The sequence below is a fragment of the Arthrobacter nitrophenolicus genome (assembly GCF_045833485.1).
Classification (GTDB): Bacteria; Actinomycetota; Actinomycetes; order Actinomycetales; family Micrococcaceae; genus Arthrobacter; species Arthrobacter nitrophenolicus.
The window spans coordinates 3,609,904-3,628,060 of the sequence record NZ_CP174504.1; the positions used below are offsets into that span (position 1 = coordinate 3,609,904).

Annotated in this window: 16 protein-coding genes and 1 pseudogene; 8 read left to right on the forward strand and 9 right to left on the reverse strand. The window is 65.3% G+C overall.

Annotation, left to right across the window (positions count from 1 at the left end; genetic code table 11):
- Nucleotides 1-34: 34 nt before the first annotated feature.
- Both ACJJV6_RS16640 and ACJJV6_RS16645 read left to right on the forward strand, forming a co-directional pair.
- Nucleotides 35-1,339, forward strand: a complete 1,305-nt coding sequence (locus ACJJV6_RS16640; RefSeq protein ID WP_035753623.1) for an SRPBCC family protein — start codon at nucleotides 35-37, stop codon at nucleotides 1,337-1,339.
- A complete protein-coding gene (locus ACJJV6_RS16645) occupies nucleotides 1,336-2,742 on the forward strand; it encodes a ferredoxin reductase (protein ID WP_009359140.1) in 1,407 nt (468 codons plus the stop codon). Before ACJJV6_RS16640 ends, ACJJV6_RS16645 begins: the two co-directional genes overlap by 4 nt.
- A 124-nt stretch (nucleotides 2,743-2,866) precedes the next feature.
- Here the strand turns inward: ACJJV6_RS16645 and ACJJV6_RS16650 are convergent, their stop codons facing one another.
- From ACJJV6_RS16650 to ACJJV6_RS16660, 3 genes and pseudogenes are all read right to left on the reverse strand, one after another.
- Nucleotides 2,867-3,469 (reverse strand): TetR/AcrR family transcriptional regulator, encoded by a 603-nt coding sequence (locus tag ACJJV6_RS16650; protein ID WP_009359139.1) that lies wholly within the window; start codon nucleotides 3,467-3,469, stop codon nucleotides 2,867-2,869.
- 72 nt (nucleotides 3,470-3,541) lie between these two features.
- Nucleotides 3,542-4,400: pseudogene (locus ACJJV6_RS16655) on the reverse strand (alpha/beta fold hydrolase).
- Nucleotides 4,397-5,458, reverse strand: coding sequence for an NADP-dependent oxidoreductase (locus ACJJV6_RS16660; RefSeq protein ID WP_009359138.1), 1,062 nt, complete (start codon nucleotides 5,456-5,458; stop codon nucleotides 4,397-4,399). Before ACJJV6_RS16660 ends, ACJJV6_RS16655 begins: the two are co-directional and overlap by 4 nt.
- A gap of 143 nt (nucleotides 5,459-5,601) precedes the next feature.
- On the opposite strand from ACJJV6_RS16660, the gene ACJJV6_RS16665 reads away from it, so the two are divergent.
- The 3 genes from ACJJV6_RS16665 (at nucleotide 5,602) to ACJJV6_RS16675 (ending at nucleotide 7,584) form a co-directional block, all read left to right on the forward strand.
- A complete protein-coding gene (locus tag ACJJV6_RS16665) occupies nucleotides 5,602-6,336 on the forward strand; it encodes a lytic transglycosylase domain-containing protein (RefSeq protein ID WP_009359137.1) in 735 nt (244 codons plus the stop codon).
- Between the two features lie 122 nt (nucleotides 6,337-6,458).
- Entirely contained in the window at nucleotides 6,459-7,178 is a 720-nt protein-coding gene (locus tag ACJJV6_RS16670; protein ID WP_354176962.1) for an HNH endonuclease family protein, read from the forward strand.
- Between the two features lie 46 nt (nucleotides 7,179-7,224).
- Entirely contained in the window at nucleotides 7,225-7,584 is a 360-nt protein-coding gene (locus ACJJV6_RS16675) for a hypothetical protein (protein ID WP_354176960.1), read from the forward strand.
- A 49-nt stretch (nucleotides 7,585-7,633) separates the two neighbouring features.
- Here ACJJV6_RS16675 and ACJJV6_RS16680 read toward each other — a convergent pair whose 3' ends face one another.
- From ACJJV6_RS16680 to ACJJV6_RS16690, 3 genes are read right to left on the reverse strand one after another with little or no spacing between them, the layout of a single operon-like run.
- Complete coding sequence (locus tag ACJJV6_RS16680; RefSeq protein WP_009359134.1) at nucleotides 7,634-8,521, reverse strand: carbohydrate ABC transporter permease; 888 nt, start codon at nucleotides 8,519-8,521, stop codon at nucleotides 7,634-7,636.
- A complete protein-coding gene (locus tag ACJJV6_RS16685) occupies nucleotides 8,518-9,456 on the reverse strand; it encodes a sugar ABC transporter permease (RefSeq protein WP_354176958.1) in 939 nt (312 codons plus the stop codon). The genes ACJJV6_RS16680 and ACJJV6_RS16685 overlap by 4 nt, the downstream gene beginning before the upstream one ends.
- Before the next feature lie 38 nt (nucleotides 9,457-9,494).
- Nucleotides 9,495-10,772 carry an ABC transporter substrate-binding protein gene (locus ACJJV6_RS16690; RefSeq protein WP_200859192.1) on the reverse strand — a complete coding sequence of 426 codons (1,278 nt, stop codon included), beginning with the start codon at nucleotides 10,770-10,772 and terminating at the stop codon, nucleotides 9,495-9,497.
- A gap of 88 nt (nucleotides 10,773-10,860) precedes the next feature.
- On the opposite strand from ACJJV6_RS16690, the gene ACJJV6_RS16695 reads away from it, so the two are divergent.
- Together ACJJV6_RS16695 and ACJJV6_RS16700 are read left to right on the forward strand one after the other, a co-directional pair.
- Nucleotides 10,861-12,069 carry an ROK family protein gene (locus ACJJV6_RS16695; protein WP_354176956.1) on the forward strand — a complete coding sequence of 403 codons (1,209 nt, stop codon included), beginning with the start codon at nucleotides 10,861-10,863 and terminating at the stop codon, nucleotides 12,067-12,069.
- A gap of 183 nt (nucleotides 12,070-12,252) precedes the next feature.
- On the forward strand, nucleotides 12,253-13,041 hold the full coding sequence (locus ACJJV6_RS16700) for a BTAD domain-containing putative transcriptional regulator (RefSeq protein ID WP_009359130.1): 789 nt from the start codon (nucleotides 12,253-12,255) through the stop codon (nucleotides 13,039-13,041).
- Between the two features lie 441 nt (nucleotides 13,042-13,482).
- Here ACJJV6_RS16700 and ACJJV6_RS16705 read toward each other — a convergent pair whose 3' ends face one another.
- Nucleotides 13,483-14,511, reverse strand: coding sequence for a M12 family metallopeptidase (locus ACJJV6_RS16705; RefSeq protein WP_009359129.1), 1,029 nt, complete (start codon nucleotides 14,509-14,511; stop codon nucleotides 13,483-13,485).
- A 245-nt stretch (nucleotides 14,512-14,756) separates the two neighbouring features.
- On the opposite strand from ACJJV6_RS16705, the gene ACJJV6_RS16710 reads away from it, so the two are divergent.
- Nucleotides 14,757-16,340 carry a triacylglycerol lipase gene (locus ACJJV6_RS16710; RefSeq protein ID WP_009359128.1) on the forward strand — a complete coding sequence of 528 codons (1,584 nt, stop codon included), beginning with the start codon at nucleotides 14,757-14,759 and terminating at the stop codon, nucleotides 16,338-16,340.
- Nucleotides 16,341-16,350: 10 nt separating this feature from the next.
- Here the strand turns inward: ACJJV6_RS16710 and ACJJV6_RS16715 are convergent, their stop codons facing one another.
- Together ACJJV6_RS16715 and ACJJV6_RS16720 are read right to left on the reverse strand one after the other, a co-directional pair.
- Entirely contained in the window at nucleotides 16,351-17,178 is an 828-nt protein-coding gene (locus ACJJV6_RS16715) for a DNA/RNA non-specific endonuclease (protein WP_009359127.1), read from the reverse strand.
- A 161-nt stretch (nucleotides 17,179-17,339) separates the two neighbouring features.
- A complete protein-coding gene (locus ACJJV6_RS16720) occupies nucleotides 17,340-18,128 on the reverse strand; it encodes an MBL fold metallo-hydrolase (protein ID WP_009359126.1) in 789 nt (262 codons plus the stop codon).
- Between the last annotated feature and the right edge of the window lie 29 nt (nucleotides 18,129-18,157).

The window sequence follows — 18,157 nt, forward strand, 5'->3', positions numbered from 1 at the left end:
ATCACACGTAACCACGCCTCCCGGGAGGAAACCCATGACTGCTCCAGTGCACCAGCCCCTCAACTCACGCGGAAAACTCGCGTCCTCATTGCCTGCCGAGCAGCTGGCTGAGATCAACGAGTTGTTTGCGTTCCGCCGCACGGGCTACTCCCTCGACGCCCCCTTCTACACCGACCCGGCAATCTTCAAGGTCGACATGGAGGCTATCTTCGGCCAGCACTGGATCTTTGCCGGAAGTGTCGCCGAGCTGCCGGAGCCCGGCGACTACATTACGGTCGATTACGGTCCCTACTCCCTGATCGTCCTCCGCACCGACGAAGGGGACGTCAACGTCCTCCACAACGTCTGCCGCCACCGCGGGGCCCGCGTCCTGACCGAAGCTGCCGGCTCCACCGGAAACCTCGTCTGCGGCTACCACTCCTGGACTTACTCCCCCGAAGGCAACCTGATCCACGCCTCCGCCCCCGGAGAAGCGAAGTTCGACAAGAACTGCTTCGCGCTCAAGCGTGCCCACAGCCGCGAGGTTGCCGGACTCATCTTCGTCTGCATCGCTGACGAACCGCCCACCGACTTCGACGAGACCTCAAAGATCTTCGAGCCCTACCTGGCCCCGCACGACCTGTCCAAGACGAAGATTGCCTACCAGCAGAACATCATCGAAGAGGGCAACTGGAAGCTCGTCATGGAGAACAACCGTGAGTGCTACCACTGCGATGGACACCCGGAACTCGCATGCTCGCTCTTCCCCACCTGGGGCCTGACAGAGGGCCTGATTCCTCCGCATCTTGAGGAAGTATGGGACCGCAACAAGGAAGCGCAGTCCTCCCTTGAAGAGCGTTGCCGCCGCTACGGACTGCCTTACGAGGTGGTCGAGGAGCTTGACACCCGTATCGCCGGAATCCGCATCTCCCGCGAATCCCTGGACGGCGAAGGCGAGTCCTTCTCCGCCGACGGGCGCCGGCTCTCCAAGAAGCTGCTTGGCGACCTGCCGGACTTCCGCCTTGGCCGCTGCTCCATGCACCTGCAGCCCAACAGCTGGTTCCACTTCCTCGGCGACCACGTCATCACGTTCGGCGTCTTCCCCATCAACGAACACCAGTCGCTGGTCCGCACCACCTGGCTGGTCGCTGACGACGCCGAAGAAGGCGTCGATTACGACCTGGAGAAGCTCACCTACACCTGGAAACAGACCAACCTGCAGGACAAGGCGTTCGTGGAACTGTGCCAGCAGGGCGCTGCCAGCCCTGCCTACGAGCCCGGTCCGTACATGAAGAGCGAATACCAGGTCGAAGCATTCATCAACTGGTACGTGCAGCGCGTTCAGGAGCACTTGGCATGACAGAACTCCTCACTGAAACGGTGATCCAGGAACCACAGCGCATTCGCGGTCTGGAGATGCCGTGGAACAGGGTCATGGGCAGCACCGAGGCGCCAGCCCGCGCTGCCCGTGCATTGGGCCCCTGGCACCCCCAGGAGTTTATGGCCGAATGCGTGGAGACCGTTGTCGAGGCCGGCGGCCTGATGACCTTCGTGTTCCGGCGCACCGACGGTGCGCCCCTGGCCTTCCGTGCGGGCCAGTATGTCAACGTCGCCTTTCCGGTAAACGGTGAGGACCAGGATCCGGTGGACCGCAGCTACTCGCTATCCAGTTCCCCCACGGAGCCATGGACGTTCAGCATCAGCGTCAAGCGCGACCCCACGGGCCTGGTTTCTCCGTGGGTGCATGAGAACGTCAAACCCGGCACCGTTCTGGACATGCTCGGACCGGTCGGCGCGTTCCACCTGCCCGACGCCGACCGGCGGGCGCGTTACCTTCTCCTGGCCGCCGGCGCAGGCATCACTCCCATCATGTCCATGGTGCGGACCATCCACTCCCTGCCCGGACACGCCGACGTTGTGGTCCTGTACCACGGGGCGGAAGCCGGAGGTTTTGCCTTCCACCAGGAGCTGGCCTACATCGCCTCCGTGGACTCGCGCATCAAGGTCTTCTACTCCCTGGGCGACCGCAGCAAGCCCGAGGGGTGGGAAGGGCTCACCGGAAGGCTGACGGCGGCCATGCTCGACCAGGTGGCCCCCGACGCCAACGGCCGCCAGGTCTACGCCTGCGGCCCCGAGGGTTACCTGAACAGCGCCACCGAGCTCCTCAAGAAGGTCGGCGTCGACGACACGTCCATCTACATGGAGTTCTTCTCGGGAGACCGCCAGACACTCCTTGAGTACCAGGCAGAGATCGCGCTGGCAACGGACATCGCGGAGGAAATCGCCGAGGAGATCGCCGAGTCAGCCGAGGATTACTACGAAGGCCAGCCAAGCGCGTTCGGACTCTATGAGCCCGGCTACGACGCCGATGGGCCCCTCCAGGCCACGGGGCTGCCGCTGGAAACCGTCGACACGGATGCGCCCGCGGCCGGGGGCAGTGCGGACGCGCAACCCGAGGCCGTCACCCCCGATGCCTCGAGCTTTGAGACGGTGGGAACGGGAAGCCTCACCCTGTCCTTCCTGCGCACCGGCGTCAACGTGCGGATTGATCCCGACCAGCACATCCTTGAGGTGGCGCAGCGCGCGGGTGTCCGGATCGGCGCCAACTGCAAGGAAGGCATGTGCGGCTCCTGCAAGGTCGTCAAGCTTTCCGGGGACATCGAGATGAACCACCAGGGCGGTATCCGCAAGCGGGAAATCGACGCAGGCAAGTTCCTGCCCTGCTGCTCCACGGCACAGACCGACATGGTGATCGACGCTTAGCAGGTTACAACGGCAAGAGCAGTCCCGGGCGTCATTCCGCAGTACTTGCGGGATGGCGCCCGGGCTTTTTCGTGCGGTGGAGGGTGCTTCTGTTTATTGAAGAGCAGCTGGCGGGTGCTGCGGTTCAGGCAGGAAGGATTGCTGCGACCTGGTTCCGGATCTCCAGAAGCAGTTCCTCTTCCGTGCGGGAGACGTTGGTTGAAGCAGCCATGCTCAGGAACATGATGGCCGAGATGACGTGCGCGAGCCTGGCTGCGGAATCAGCGGTGGTGCGAGCTTCCCGTTCCAGGACGGCGGCGATGGCGGCCTCGGTCCCCGCCGCGAGGGTGAGCGCGGCATGGTGATGGGGTTCGTCCGGGTCGCCGAAGACCATCTCGCGCAGGTAGGTGCGGCCGTTGTCGATCTGGGTCCGGTTGCATTCCACCACCGGGCGGACAACGGCCATGACGGCATCGAGGGGCACCGTAATTCCTGCCGCCTCCGCGGTTCCCCTGGCGAGGGCATCCGCGTAGGCCGAGTTCTGGACGAGCAGCAGCAGCTCACCTTTGCTCTTGGCATACAAAAACAGTGTGCCGGTGCCGATGTCCGCCCTGTCAGCGATTTGCTGGGTGGTGACGTCGTCGATACCGTGCTCGGCGAAGAGTTCGCGGGCTGCCGCCGTGATCCGGTCAAGTTTGGCCTGCTTGTTCCGTTCCCGCCGGCCGACGGGCTGGGAGGCAAGGTGCATGGCGGGGATTCCTCCGGGGCGGTCAAGGTCTTCAGCTGGTTTCGAGTGTAGTCAATGGGGACCCGCCGGGCGTCAGCGTCTGAGGAATTCGACGGCTTCGGGAATGAACTGTTGGTGGAACTGGAAGATCCCGCCGTGGCCGGAGTCCGGGTAGATGACCAGCTCTGATCCTGCGATGCGCCGGTGCAGGTCCTTGGAGAGGATGGAAGGAACCATGCGGTCATGGTCGCCGTTGGCGATCAGTGTCGGGTGGTTGATGGCCGACAGGTCTGCCGGCTCGGCGCGGCCCCAGTTCCTGATGGCTTTCAGCTGGGTCCGGAAGGCCTGGATCCGGACCGGCCGGTCACGTCCTGTGGTGCGCTCCCGGATGCGGGTGATGAATTCCTTCGCCGCCTGCTTGCCGGCGGCGCTGCGGTCGAAGAAGAGGAACTCCTTCGGATCTGCCCGGAACAGGGCGGCCCGCAGTACGTCGAAGTACGTGACCCCTTGCAACCTTGTCCATGCCTTCACCGCCCCGGGGTCCGGTGCCGGCGAGGACGAGTTTCCGGACCAGGTCGGGGTGCTTTCCGATGAGGGCCTGGGCCACCATGCCACCGAGGGAGAATCCGAAGATGTCCACCTTCTCAAAGCCCAGGGCGCGGATGAAGTCGGCGGCGTCCTCGGCCATGGCCTCAACGCTGCCCGGCACCACGCCGGTGCTGGCCCCGATGCCGCGGTTGTTGAAGGTGACGACGTGGTGCTCCTTGGCCACGGCGTCGATGATCTGCGGGTCCCAGTTGTCAAGGTTGCCGGCGAGGTGGACGAAGAAGACCACGGGAACCCCGCCCTTCGGCCCCAGTTCGCGGTAGGCATAGCTGACGCCGCGGGTTGTGATGCTGCGGGTGGGTGCAGTCGCATAGGTGGATGCACCAGGGATGCTGGCGGCGCTCATGCCGTTTCTCCGGACCTGTGAAGGCCGACGGCTTCAGGCCGGGCGGTGGCGGAGGCATTACGCGGGGGATTGACCACAACGGCCTTGCCGCGCAAACCGCCGCTTCCCAGTGCCTGCAAGGCTTCCGGAGTCTGGGCGAAGGGAGTGGCGCGTCCGACGACGGGACGCAGCACGCCGTCGTCGACAAGCCTTGCGATGTGGCCCAGTTGCGCGCCGCTGGAGTGCATGAACAGGAATTCGTAGTGCACGCCGAGCCGGCGGGCCTGGCTGCGGATGCTCCGGCTCATGCCGGTGATGGCGAAGCGGAGTACCGGGTTGAGGCCCAGTTCCCGGGCGAACGCGGGGTCCGGCGGTCCTGCGATTCCGATTGCCTGGCCGCCGGGCTTGAGGATCCGGAGGGACTTTTGCAGGTTTGGCCCGCCGAGGCTGTCGAGGACCAGGTCGTAGCCGCTGAGGACCTGTTCGAAGTCCTCGTTGCGGTAGTCGATGACGACGTCGGCGCCCAGTCCGCGGAGGAAGTCCACGTTGGCGGCGCTGGCGGTGGTGGCCACCGCCGCTCCGAGGTGCTTCGCCAGCTGGATTGCCAGCGAGCCGACTCCTCCCGCGCCGGCGTGGATCAGGACCTTCTGCCCCCGCTGTACCTTGCCGCGTTCCACCAGGGCCTGCCACGCCGTCAAGGCCACCAGCGGAAGGGACCCTGCCTCGGCCATGCTGATCGTCGCGGGCTTCAGCGCCAGATCCGCTTCCGCCACGGCGATGCGCTCGGCAAAAGTGCCGATGCGGGCTTTGTCCGGCCTGGCAAAAACCTCATCGCCGGGCTTGAAGCCACGCACCTTCGTCCCGACCTGGAGGACTGTTCCTGCCAGGTCATGTCCGAGGACCAGCGGCAAAGCGTAGGGGAGGATCTGTTTGAACTCTCCGAGCCGGATCTTTTCGTCCAGCTGGTTAAGCCCGGCCGCCTCCACCCGGACCAGGACATCCTGCTCACCGACCACCGGCTCCGCGACCTCGGCCGGCTGCAAGCCGGACTTGTACTTATTGATGACAAACGCTTTCATTCCGAAGCGCCTTTCTTGTTGACTACACTCAATTATGAGTGTAGTCAGAAAAAACGCAAGGGTGATGATGCGCACTAGGGGAGCCGACAGGGAAGATCAGCAGCAGATGGTTTGATTGGTCGGTGCTTGGTCTTAGGCGTCTTGTGGTTCTTATCGTGTTTGCGGTCTCTGTCTCCACCGCATCCTTGTTCTGGTTGCGCGCGCACGCCGGTGTCGACGCGCGGCAGGCCTTTGCTCCGCCGCCCCGGGCGGGCGCCGAGTTCGAGGCGCTGTCTTCTGGGATGGCCACCGCCGTGAACGTCACCAGGAGCCCGGATGCCGAATGGCTCGTCCGGGCAGCCGGGCAGACCGGCATCCCCGAGCGTGCACTGCGCGCGTACGTTGCCGCGGCTGTAACCGTCAAGGATACCGTTCCGGCGTGCGGGCTCGGGTGGAACACTCTCGCGGCCGTCGGTTTCATCGAGACAGGACACGGAACGTACGGGGGCGGCGTCCTCACAGCCGACGGGGAAGTGAGCCGCCCGATCGTGGGCCCCGTGCTTGACGGCGCCGGATTCGCCGCGATCGCCGACACAGACGCTGGGACCCTGGACGGGGACGCCCGCTGGGACCGGGCCGTGGGACCGATGCAATTCATCCCGTCCACCTGGCGCCTGGTGGCGCGCGACGGGAACGGAGACGGAGTGGCGGACCCGTCCAATATCGATGACGCCGCCCTGAGCGCGGCGCACTATTTGTGCGCCGACGGCCGGGACCTCACCACCTCGGAAGGATGGACCGGCGCCATCTACGCCTACAACCAGTCCGACACCTACATCCGCCAAGTGCGTGACCAGGCCACCACATATGCAGCGAAGGCAGGCAGCCGGGAGAAATGATGTACCTGCACGCCTGCCGGGACCGGGGGAGCGGCGCGGTGTGACAGGCGCCATAGTTCACCCTTCCGCCCGGAAGCAGCAGCGGACGCTAGCGTTGAAAGCCCCGCTGACCCAAAAGGACCATGAAGATCTCCCGCTTTGCCGCCAAATCCCTTGCCGCTGCCACTGCCGTTCTGCTGGCTTGCTCCCTTGCCGGATGTGATGTTGCGGCGAACGCGCTGGAGGCCATCGAATCCGCTCCCCGCGGCGCAGCCAGTTATCCCGCTCCGGCAGATCCGGCTGCTGCCGGCAACGCCCTCAACCAGCTGCAGACCATTCCGGTGAAGGGGCGCGCTCCGAAGACCGGCTATTCCCGTGAGGAGTTCGGTCCCGCCTGGGCTGACGTTGACCGGAACGGCTGCGACACCCGCAACGACATCCTGGCCCGGGACCTCACCGGCGAAACCTTCAAACCCGGCACCAACAACTGCGTCGTCGTCACCGGCACCCTGGCCGACAGGTACACCGGCACAATCATAGATTTCGTGCGCGGGCAGGACACCAGCTCCGCCGTCCAGATCGACCACCTCGTAGCACTCAGCGACGCCTGGCAGAAGGGCGCCCAGCAACTCACTGCTGAAGAGCGCAAGGACCTCGCCAACGACCCGCTGAACCTGATGGCCGCCGATGGACCCACCAATGGCGCCAAGGGTGACAAGGATGCTGCCACCTGGCTCCCGCCGAACAGGGCATTCCGGTGCGAGTACGTCGTCCGCCAGACGGCCGTGAAGGCCAAGTACAAACTGTGGGTGACGCAGGCTGAGCATGATGCGATCACCGGTGTCCTCAACGGCTGCCGGTAGGGGCACGAACACTGCAAAACACTTCGACCCTCATTATGCTCGGATCATGGCGGTTCAAGATTCTGCGGAAAATCCCACCAGGTCCATTAACCGGGAACTGAGTCAACGGCGCGGCTGGATACTGGTCATCGCCGTGGGGCTGGCCGTCCATATCCTGAGCATCGTGGTCGGTTTAAGGCCGGCGGGACCGCTCTGCGGCAGCCCGCTGCTGCCGGAAAGCCAGGCAGCTGAAATGGCCGATGCCCAGCTGCACATCACGGCGCTCGCGCCGGAGTGCTACCGGAACATCGACGCCGCGGCCGCGCCCGTCTGGATCCTCATGGCGTTCGGTGTTGGCCTGGTCCTGCTGGGAGTCGCCGTCAGGATCATCGGCATCCGCCGGTCCCTGGCCATGCCCGCAGCCTGAGGGGGCGCCCCCGCACGCGCGTCGCGTCGGAAGGCACCCCCTTGCAGAATTACTTGACGGCGCCCTGGGTCAGGCCGGACATGACCCACCGCTGCGTGAACAGGTAGACGACGATCGCGGGTGCCATCGCCATCAGGTACGAGGCGAACGCGACGTTGTAGCTGTTGCTGAACTGCGTCTGGAACATCTTCTGCAGTACGGGAATCGTCTGCAGTTCAGGGTCGGAAATAATCAGCGAGGGCATCATGAAGTCGTTCCACGATGCGATGAAGGCGAAGATTCCCACGGTCGCGCTCATGGGTCCGAGCAGCGGGAAGATCAGCCGCCAGAACACCTGCCACGTCCCGGCGCCGTCCATCCGCATGCTTTCCTCCAGCTCAAGCGGGATCGAGCGCAGGAACGCGGTGAACAGCATCGTGTTGAAGGCCAGGGCGAACACGATGTGCAGGATCGCGACGCCGAGCGGGTTGTCGAGTCCGGCCATGCCGGTGAGCTGGATCTGGGGGAGTGCCACCACCGGGAACGGAATGAACATCGCCGCCAGCAGGTAGAAGAACGACCAGCGGAACAGCCGGCGGTCCCAGTTGCGGACAATCGCATAGGCTGCGAGCGCCGATACCACGATCTCGCCGACGACAGCGGTGACGGAGATGAAGACAGAGATCATGAAGCCACGGGGAAAGTTCGTGAGCGTCCATGCCTGGATGAAACTGTCCAAAGTCAGGGGGCTCGGCAGGGAGAAGGCGTTGCCGTCCACCGCCTGGCCGGTGGTCTTGAGGGCCATGCTGACCGTGACGTACAGCGGCACAAGCACGGCGAGGGTGCACACGATCAGGACGGCGGTGGCGGGCCAGTTGGTGCGCTCGTGGCCGGTGCGGATGCGGCGCCTGGCGGAAGCCGCTGGTTGTGCGGGGATGGTGCGGGTCGCGTTGCTCATGCTGCGATCCCTCCTTTGCCACGGGTGAAGCGGAGTTGGATGAGTGCGATGGCGACGCTGATCAGGAAGAAGATCACGGCATTGGCCATCTGGTAGGCGTAGTCGCCGCCTTCGAAGCCGCGGAAGATCGCCATCGCTACGCTCCGGGTGGCGACCCCGGGGCCGCCGTCGGTAAGGCCGACGATGATGTCGTACGCGTTGAGGTAGTTCTTGAAGCCCAGGACCGTATTGATCACGGCGTACCCGGCCACGAGCGGCAAGGTGATGTGCCGCAGGTTGTGCCAGGGCGTTGCACCGTCGATGGAGCTCGCCTCGTACACCTCGGTGGGCACGGTCAGAAGGCCGGCGATGTAGATCAGCATCGCACTCGGAACCGATTGCCATGCCGTGACGAAGACGATCGCCAGCCACGCGAGGTCCGGGTTGGCGAGGATGCTGGTGGTGAGCGGTTCGATTCCCAGGCTCTGGCCTGCCAGCGGCAGTGAGTTTGAGAAGAGGTACTGGAAAACAAAGGCAATCACGATGCCGGAGATCACCATCGGGATGACGAAGACCGTCCGCAGCGCGGTGCGGAAGCGGACGCGGGACGTCAGGCCCAGGGCCAGCAGGAAGGCCAGGACGTTCACGACGACGACGGTCACGAGCGAAAAGGCGAGCGTGAATCCATAGGCCCCGAGGATCCCTTCATCGCGGAAGACAGCGATGAAGTTCCGGAAGCCGATGAAGTCGAAGTCGCCGAAGCCAACAGAGTTCGTGAAACTGTAGACGAAGCCGAGTACGGCAGGGAGTGTGACGGCGAGCGTAAAGATCGCCAGCGACGGCAACAGGAAAAGATAGTAGAGCGGGTCGACCCGGCTTTTGCGCACACGTGCCGGCTTGGCCGCTGGTTCAGCCGTCACCACCGGCCTGGTGGAAGGTCTCGTCATTGATGACATGGGGTGGTCCTCGTTTCGTGCATGGGTTCGGGATGCGCTCACGCGCGGAAGGCCAGGCGTGCCCAGTCGGCGTCCATGCGGCGGAGGGTGCCCTCAGCGTCCGCTCCGGAGACGATCGACTGGATGTAGTTCGCGGCGGGAATTGTGTTGGGGATGAACTGTGAGGCACCCATGTAGAAGCGGCCCTCGTCGTAGAACTTCTGCATGTCCACGATGCGGGGGTCGGTGACCGCCGGCGCGTCCTTGACCGTGCCGAACCCCAGGAACTGGGCGTTGTAAGGATTCTGGATCTCCGGCTGCATGAGGTACCGCAGGAAGGCGCGGGCTCCCTGCTGCCCGTTGGCCACCTCGGGGACCCAGAGCGAGAGGTCGATGTTGACCCGGACCTTGAGGTCCGCCGGGTCATCGGTCATCGGCAGCGGGAAGGTCCCGAGGTCGACGTCGGTGCCGGCCTTCTCAATTTCCCCGAAGGCCCACGGCCCCTGGAAGTACATCGCTGCCTGCCCCTGCGCCATGGCAGTATTGCCGTCACCGTACCCGCGGCTGGAGGCATCCTGATTGACGTACTTGGTCAGCTGGACCATGCGCTGCACCGGTTCCAGCATTGTCTTCTGGAACGAGACTTCGGAATCGGGTCCCACCTTCTCGCCTATCCCGTGCATCGACTTGTAGAACGCGCGCACGTCCACCATGCCGCCCACCGTGTAGTCGAACAGGCCCTGGGCGATGGTCCAGGGATCGCGGAAGGTCCCGTAAATGGGTGTGATCCCGGCAGCCTTGAGCCGCTCACACACCTCGATCAGTTCGTCCCACGTTGTGGGGACGGCGAGGCCGTTGTCCTGGAAAATGCGGCGGTTGTAGATGACGGACGCCGCCATCACCGAGTAGGGGATCACGCTGGTACGGCCTGCGTACGTGGGGTACCAGTTCGTCAGGTCGAGCACGTCCTCACGGATGGCTGCTGCCTCGGGCAGGTCGGAGAGGTCCGACAGTGCACCGCGCTCCATGAACCGGGCCATTTCAAGGTTGTAGTTGAGGCAGCCGAGGTCAGGCGGGCTGCTCCGGACGAATCCGGCGGAGAGGTTCGTTGCCATGTCATGCAGAACCCGGAACTGGTCCTGGGATGCGGTGAACTTTGCAGCCAGGTCACGGAAATAGGGCACCGCTTCCGGCTTTGACTGGTGGAAGGTGATGGTGGGCGGGGTGCCCGCCGCGCTGCATCCCGCCAGGCCGTAAGCGGCCAGCGCGCTTCCGGCTGCGGCAAGGAAAGTTCGTCGGGAGACGCGCGTCCCGGCGGACGTCAAGGGTGGCAACATTGGCTCCTGGTGGGTCTCGGAAGATTTATTTGGATCTTATATTTAGGACCTATACGAGGATGGGGGACGGAAGGGATATCGTCAAGGGATGAACGCGACCACGGCGAACTCCACGCAACTGTTACGCCAGATCAACTCGGAGGCGCTGTTGCGCTTTGCCCTGCAGGAGCAGGTGTTCACTGCGGGTGAGGCGATGGCTGAAACAGGCCTGACGCGTGCCACAGTGCTGGGAGTTTGTGACGGGCTGGTTGACGCGGGGTGGCTGGAGGAGGTCGACGACGGCGGCGACGCCGGCCGCGTCCTCAAGGGAAGGCCGGCGCGGCGGTACCGGCTGCGTGAAGCCGTGGGCGTGGTTGTGGGACTGGATGCCGGCGAAACCTCCTTCACAACCGTCGTCGCGGATCTGCGCGGACGGGAACTGGGCAGCCGCCGCGAGGGCCTTGATTCACATGCGCTGGGAGGTGCCGGCCGCTGCGCAAAGGCCCGGGAGCTGATCGGACTGACGCTCGCCGATGCCGGGCTCACCGCTGATGATGTGCTGCTCACGGTGATCGGCGTCCCCGCGCCCGTGGATGCCGGCGGAGCGTCTCCTGCCGAAGGGGAATTCTGGCAGCTGATGAACTGCGGATTCGCCCGGCACCTTCAGGGCAGGGTCGTCGTCGACAATGACGCCAATCTCGCCGCCATCGCCGAGCTGGCGCTGGAGCCCTCAGCCAACGTGGCAACCCTGTTGACGGGCGAACGGTTTGGTGCCGGCCTGATCGTCGATGGCCGCCTGCTGCGCGGGCCGCGGGGCGGCGCGGGCGAGATGCGGTTCCTGGACGCGTTCACCGATGACAAGTCCCTGCCCGAGGAAGGCAGCACCGACGGGTTCGGTGCACTCGCGCGGAAATGGGCCCGCTCGGGCATCAACTCATTCGAGGGCCGGACAACGCTGCGGGACATTCCGGAGGAGCAGATCAAGGCGGAGGACGTGTTCCAGGCAGCCCGCGAGGGCGATCCGCTGGGAAAGGACATCATCGCCCGGCTCGGCGCCCGGCTGGCGAAGATTGCGGTGGTCCTCTCCAGCCTCCTCGACATCGAGCGTGTGGTCATCGCCGGCGGGATCTCACGGGCCGTTGACCCCGTCCTGGAACATGCACGCAGCCTGCTCCCTTCCGATACCGGCGCCCCGCTCCCGGAGCTTGTGGCAAGCACGCTGGGAGCCGAAGCCGTCGTCCAGGGTGCCGTGGAGTCCGCACTGGCACGCATCAGGCAAGAACCCAGCGCCTTCCTTCCGCGGGCGGCCGCAGGCTGACACAGGCCGGCCCGGACAGCCACTGATTCGCCGGCTGACCCGTCCGAATGGCGCCCCGGAACCCGCTGAGAGCCTCCTCTCGCTACGCAATTAGGGGGAATTGTTGATTGACTTTCACTGTCAACATGAGGATGCTCAATCTTACAAATTGACTGCAGCATCACCTGTTCTGATCGGGTAGCCATGGGCAATGACGACTATGGAATTTTTGAGCTGGACCTCATGCGCTCCTGGCAGCTCCGCCAGGACGGGGAAGTCGTTCACGTTGCTGCACGCCAGCAGCGGCTGATCGCCGCACTCGCGGTCCGCGGTGCCAGCCTCCGGAACCTCCTCGCCGGCATGCTGTGGCCCGAATATCCGGATGACAAGGCCCTGGAAAGCCTTCGGGTGACAGTACACCTGGTCACACGGCAACTGCCCGGCCTGCTCGTCAAAGACGGAGCCTTATTGTCCCTGCATTCCGGGGTTGTGGTGGACCTTCACAAGATCCGGGCCGTCCTGAAGGCAGCAGGCCTTCCCGGCGGGGACATGGTGGCAGCCAACCTCCAGGAGCTGCGCGACCTGGAATTCCTGCCCGGCTGGTATGAGGACTGGGTACTGTTCGAGCAGGGGCGCCTGCGGCACGACCAGCTCCGAGCCCTGACACTCCTTGCCGGTGGCTTTTCCGGCCGGGGTGACCACGGGGCGGCTGCGGAAGCGGCGGCCGCCGCACTCCATATCGAACCGCTGTACGAGAGCGCGGTCCGGTTCCTGGTGGCGGCGGAACTCGCCCAGGGCAACCTCGCATCCGCGCTGGTGGCGTACGAGAAGTACCACGACCAGCTGCTGCAGGACATGGGCGTTGAACCCTCCGGGGCGCTGAAGCACCTGATCAGCGAGGCAGTAAAACCCCAGGCCCACGGAGCCAAGGACCATCTAGTTCCCGCCTGGGGCAGCGGCCTGGGACAACAGCCACTGCTGCACAATGTGTAGGACCCGGTCCGGGTCGGCGGCGGACACTGTGGTTTGATCACGGCTGTGGGCAGGACCGTAGGTGATCCTTGCCCGGAATGCGGGGGACTGCCCGCCGTGTTCGTGCCAGGTACGGATCACCAGGGTGCCGGCGTCCGAAACGTCGTGCATTGCTTCCTGCCCGCCGGCAGGTTCTTCCCCCGCATCGTCCGATCGCATCGTCTCCCCCAACTCTCCGCCGGGACCAGGCCCGTTCAAGGTGACGGTTTGACTGCCGGCAACCCGTCCCGCCGGCTGCGGTGCTGCCTGGATTGGCAGGGCACTGAGCCGGTCAGCTCTCATCCTGCCCCCAGAACAACCCGTAGTCCGCTTCCTTTAGCAAAGATTCGGACAAACTTGAGCAACACGCCGCGGCAATTGCCGGCGGCGTGCAAGGGCCGGTCCGGCGGTGGGGAGTGGGCTTCACCAATACATCAGGGCCGTCTGCCCGGACTCACCTGCCCAGTAGAGCCTAACCCGAACCACGTAATGCCGTCCCTGGAACAGCTTGGCCGAAACACGGGAGTTGCGGTCCTCGCCGCTGTCGTCGTCCCCGGCGACAAAGCGGAGCTCGCCGTCGACATTCTCGAACAGCACCAGCACGGTATCGGCGGTCCCAAAGGTGGCAATCTCGTAGGTCCGTGAGGCCGAGGGCTCCAGGGCGAAGTCGGCCTGCTCCGCGGGGCTCAGGGACAGCGGGACGGACTTGAACGGGTCGAGGACGGGGAGTTCGGGTTTGATGGCAGGAAAGAACTTGAGCACCCATTCCTTGTCCGCTTCGGACAGGCCGCCCGGGGGATTCAGGCCCGCCTGGAACCTGGCCGGTTCCTTGATGAGCCCGGCGGGGAACCAGTATTCCATCACCGAGTCGGGGTCCCATGAGGAACCTTCAACCTCGGTGGCGTCGATCTTCCGCAGCACATTGTGCAGCGTCTGCTCCGGCGGCCAGTGGTTCGGTGCTCCGCCAAAATATTCGTAGACCCGGGGCTCGTCCCAGACAATGCCCGCGAACGGGTTCTGGTGCTCGTGGGGCATTCCCAGCGTGTGGCCGATTTCGTGCAGCGCCGTCGTCCGGCCGTACTCGTCAGTGAGGTCCCAGCCGAAGTTCATGGTTGGTTCCGTGGCGTTGATTTCCAGGACGTCGCGCCCCACATAGGACCAGGACCCGTCGCTTTGGTCAAAGGCGATCCGGACCTCGGCCTCGCTCCTGTCCGCCACCTCCGTAAACTCCAGGCCGATGCCCAGTGCCTTCCATTCCTGGAAGGCCTTCCGCACTGCCTCCTTTTGCGGGGCCGGTCCCTGCAAGAACCAGTAGTGGAGCACCGTCCCGTTCACCCATTTCCCCCGCAACCGGCGGATGAGGCGTTCCCTGCCGGGTGCGAGGTCGGGACGAAGCAGGGGACGGCTTTGCGGCTTGGTGTCGCAGTGCGGCCGGACAGTCTCTGCGGTCATGATGTGCGCTCCTTTGCTGGGGCCGGGACACGCCCGGGGAACCGCCGCCCCCGGCAACGGACACCGGGACGGTCTCCATCCAGTAGAGCGCGGCACCGTTACTGCCGCATTACTGCACCCGGGATACCGCCTGGGCGCACCGGTGCCGGTAACGCCGTCGTAACGGCCCGCGTGCTCCAATGCCCGCAGCCGTGCGGATCGTGGACATGATGCGGCGGATGTGAACCTCGGAAAGGGGACAGGACGTGGATACACCAGGTGGGGACGGCAGGCTGCCCATCATCTATGTCCGCGGCTTCGCCGGGAACGGGGGCGCCATCAACAGCGCGGTGGACGACCCGTTCTACGGCTTCAGCCAGGGATCAGTCCATGTCCGGTCGGACAGCAGCGGCAGGGCGCAGTTCCACCAGTTCGAATCGCCCATGCTGCGGCTCATTTCGGACCACAAATACGAGGTTCCGGTCCACGGGGACCAGTGGGCGTTCCTGCAGGGCGTGGACACCAGGTCCGTCAATCCCGCCTCGGTGTGGATCCACCGGTTCTACGACGACTCCGCAGACACCTTTGACCAGGACCCGGAGAGCTTCTCCTTTGAAACGGCCGCCCGGGACCTGTTCAAGCTCATCAAGCTGGTGCTCGACAGGACCGGAGCCCCCAAGGTCTTCCTGGTGGCGCACTCCATGGGCGGGCTGGTGTGCAGGTCCCTCCTGCAGCGTGTGATTCCGGAGGAACTGGCGGCCACCGACGGAACGATTGATCCTGCCGCCGGCGCGAAGTATGTCGCCAGGGTCTTCACCTACGCCACACCCCATGGCGGCATCAACTTCGCGGTCGGGTTCGGACTGCTGGAGCGGATCAGGGATGCCACCGGCATCCACGGCGCTGACATCTTCGGGCCTGACCGCATGTATGACTACCTCACCCCAGCAGCCCGCCGGCGGACACTGCGGCGCGAGAGCTTCAAAGGCACCGAAATGCCCGACGACGGGTTCCCGGTTTCGGAGCTCTTCTGCCTGGTCGGTTCGAACCCCGAGGACTACGACGTGGCGCTTGGACTGTCCTCCCGGGCTGTGGGCCCCCGCAGCGACGGGCTGGTCCAGATCGACAATGCCGCCGTCCGGGGTGCCCCCCTGGCCATTGTCCACCGCAGCCACAGCGGCCGGTACGGCATCGTCAACTCGGAAGAGGGCTACCAGAACCTCCAGCGGTTCCTCTTCGGGGACCTGAAAATCCAGATTGAGCTGGTGGGCTTCACCGTCGGCAGGGACGCGCCGGACGAGGTGGAGTTCCAGCTGGATGTCGGGGTGGCCATCCGCGGGCTGCCCGTCCTGGTCCATGAGCAGAGCGCCGCGCATTTCTGTCCCGTGCAGATCGAGCGCTGGCGGGAAGGCGACCCCATAGATTCGCCCAAGCCGCTGCTCACCACGTTTCTCTCGTCCCAGGCGCCCCGTCCCCTGGTGGGCGGACGGGTGGTCCCCAGGCTCCGGCATGCGCTGAAGCTGCGGCTGCTGTCCATCGCCGAGAAGCAGGGCCGCCTGTTCTTCGACGACCACATGGAGCAGACGGAAGACTGGCAGGACACGCTGGTGGTGGACATCGAACCACCGTCTGCCGGCCAACCCCTGCCGAAGGCCTGGGCGGCGTGGAACAGCACCATCCCCACTGCCCTGCGCGACTGGAACCCCGAGGAGAAGGACCGGCTGCGTGACCGCGACGGTGCACCCAACAGGTGGAGCGGCCGCATTGAAGTTCCGGACGTGATGAAGCCGCTGCTCGGCGAAAACGCCGGCCTGCAGATCAGCGTGACCCCGCGGGTGCTGCCCCTCTAGCGGGCTGCAGTCACCACCGGATGTCGGCGAGGCTTTCCAGTGGCGCCCGGTCACCGGCTGCCCGCAGCGACGTCCGGCCGTCATCGTCGCGCAGCGGATCCGCAAAGCGCAGGGAGGTGCGTTCCTCCAACTCCGAAATACCCACCTGGAAGGCGCGGAACTCGTTGAGGTCCAGGGCTTCCAGGGGATTCAGGTTCTGCGTGAGGAGGAACGCGGCGCTGCGGAGCGCGCCCCGCTCCAGGTAGGCGAGGACTTTCCAGTACTCGCGCGGCAGCGGCACCCCCCGGTACTCCCGGTCGTTGTCCCGGAAGATGGGTCCGCCGAATGCCGTGACCTTAAGGTCCTGGACGTCGACGTCGGAAAAGACGGCCTCCTCCAGCCGTCCCCAGATGCCGTTCTTGCCGCTTTGGTTGAAGTCGTCCATCTGCGGCGCGATGTTGGTGAAGAAGAACGAATCGTCGTTTGCCCTTTTCGCCTCGGGCAGCGGACCCCAGAGCAGGTCGGCCCGGCGGGCGATGTGCCCGCGGTCCAGGCGGTTGCCGTTGTACAGCTCGTCGCCGTTCTGGAACTCCTCCGGTATCCGGGAGTCCTTGATGAACGCGCTGCCCTGGCGGCTCAACCTCTTGATGCTGCCGCCGTCGATATTCCAGGCAACCCAGCGGGCAAACCGGCGGGACTTACTGACAGCCAGGGAGAAGTGGGTATAGGGGATGACGGCGGAACCGTTGAGCTCGACAGTGTCGTCCAGCAGGCCGGCATCGATGGAAGGCGGCTCCAGTTCGGTGCCCAGAAACGCTGGATCGTACCCGCGGCTCTGGACATCCTGCTGCTCACCCATGCCGCGGACTCTAGTTCCAGGGACGTTATCCGGGCGTTACAGCGCTCGCCGGGAGACGCGCCGCTGACACTGGGTGCGGGCACCAGGCTGTTCGACGGCGTCCCGCCCCTGAACCTGGAACAGCTGACGTCCCGCGGGGCGAGCCAGGTCACCCACGTGACCTACCGGGTGCTGCCGGCACAACCCGTCTGACTCCGCAGCGCCGCCAGCGCGTCGGCCAGGGTCATGCGCAGTGCCGGGCCGTGCCCGGGCAGGATGACCGAGGCGTCGATGCCGTCCAGGCCGCGGACGGCAGCCTCTGCTTCCCCTGGGTCACTGTGGTACATCCTGTGCAGCATCTGCGGGCCTGTCCAGGTGCTCAGCGGGTGGCCGCTGACAAATGAATCACCCACCGCCACGGCTCCTGCGGACCGAAGAAGGATGGCCGCATTGCCCGGCGTGTGCCCAGGCAGCAGGACCGGCTCGGGGGAGCCGGGAAGTGCCCGGAGCGTTGCGGCGTCCCATGCCCGTGCCTGCGCTGCCGGAGTGGCCGCCAGGGCCCCGGATTGCAGGACGTGGACCATCCAGCGGAAGGCGCGCGGACGCCAGGCCCGGCGGAGGACCTGGCCGACCGTGACCTGGTGCTTTTCCTTCCCCTGGACATGGGCCAGTTCCTCCGGCGCGCTCAGGACGGGGGTGCCGTAGGCCTCGGAAAAGTGGGCGGCGGAGCCCGTATGGTCCACATGGCCGTGCGTGACCAGGAGGGCGCGGGCGTCCGCCGGGTCCAGGCCCAGGTGGCGGACTGATGCCAGGACCAGTGGAAGGTCGGACGGGTAGCCGCTGTCGATAAGGATGAAGCCGGCATGGTCGCGGACCACTATCCAGTTGGAGGCCGGTCCTTCCACGAAATGGACGCCGGGTGCCTGCTCAGACACCCGTGAACGCGGATCCCACTCCGTAGACTGCTGCACGCGTTTCATCCTAGCGGCGGGGCCGCAGA

Bases quoted from the DNA above. Each gene is read 5' to 3' on its own strand.
- ACJJV6_RS16640 (WP_035753623.1), top strand. From the start codon at position 35: ATGACTGCTCCAGTGCACCAGCCCCTCAACTCACGCGGAAAACTCGCG.
- ACJJV6_RS16645 (WP_009359140.1), top strand. From the start codon at position 1,336: ATGACAGAACTCCTCACTGAAACGGTGATCCAGGAACCACAGCGCATT.
- ACJJV6_RS16650 (WP_009359139.1), bottom strand. From the start codon at position 3,469: ATGCACCTTGCCTCCCAGCCCGTCGGCCGGCGGGAACGGAACAAGCAG.
- ACJJV6_RS16660 (WP_009359138.1), bottom strand. From the start codon at position 5,458: ATGAAAGCGTTTGTCATCAATAAGTACAAGTCCGGCTTGCAGCCGGCC.
- ACJJV6_RS16670 (WP_354176962.1), top strand. From the start codon at position 6,459: ATGAAGATCTCCCGCTTTGCCGCCAAATCCCTTGCCGCTGCCACTGCC.
- ACJJV6_RS16675 (WP_354176960.1), top strand. From the start codon at position 7,225: ATGGCGGTTCAAGATTCTGCGGAAAATCCCACCAGGTCCATTAACCGG.
- ACJJV6_RS16680 (WP_009359134.1), bottom strand. From the start codon at position 8,521: ATGAGCAACGCGACCCGCACCATCCCCGCACAACCAGCGGCTTCCGCC.
- ACJJV6_RS16685 (WP_354176958.1), bottom strand. From the start codon at position 9,456: ATGTCATCAATGACGAGACCTTCCACCAGGCCGGTGGTGACGGCTGAA.
- ACJJV6_RS16690 (WP_200859192.1), bottom strand. From the start codon at position 10,772: ATGTTGCCACCCTTGACGTCCGCCGGGACGCGCGTCTCCCGACGAACT.
- ACJJV6_RS16695 (WP_354176956.1), top strand. From the start codon at position 10,861: ATGAACGCGACCACGGCGAACTCCACGCAACTGTTACGCCAGATCAAC.
- ACJJV6_RS16700 (WP_009359130.1), top strand. From the start codon at position 12,253: ATGGGCAATGACGACTATGGAATTTTTGAGCTGGACCTCATGCGCTCC.
- ACJJV6_RS16705 (WP_009359129.1), bottom strand. From the start codon at position 14,511: ATGACCGCAGAGACTGTCCGGCCGCACTGCGACACCAAGCCGCAAAGC.
- ACJJV6_RS16715 (WP_009359127.1), bottom strand. From the start codon at position 17,178: ATGGGTGAGCAGCAGGATGTCCAGAGCCGCGGGTACGATCCAGCGTTT.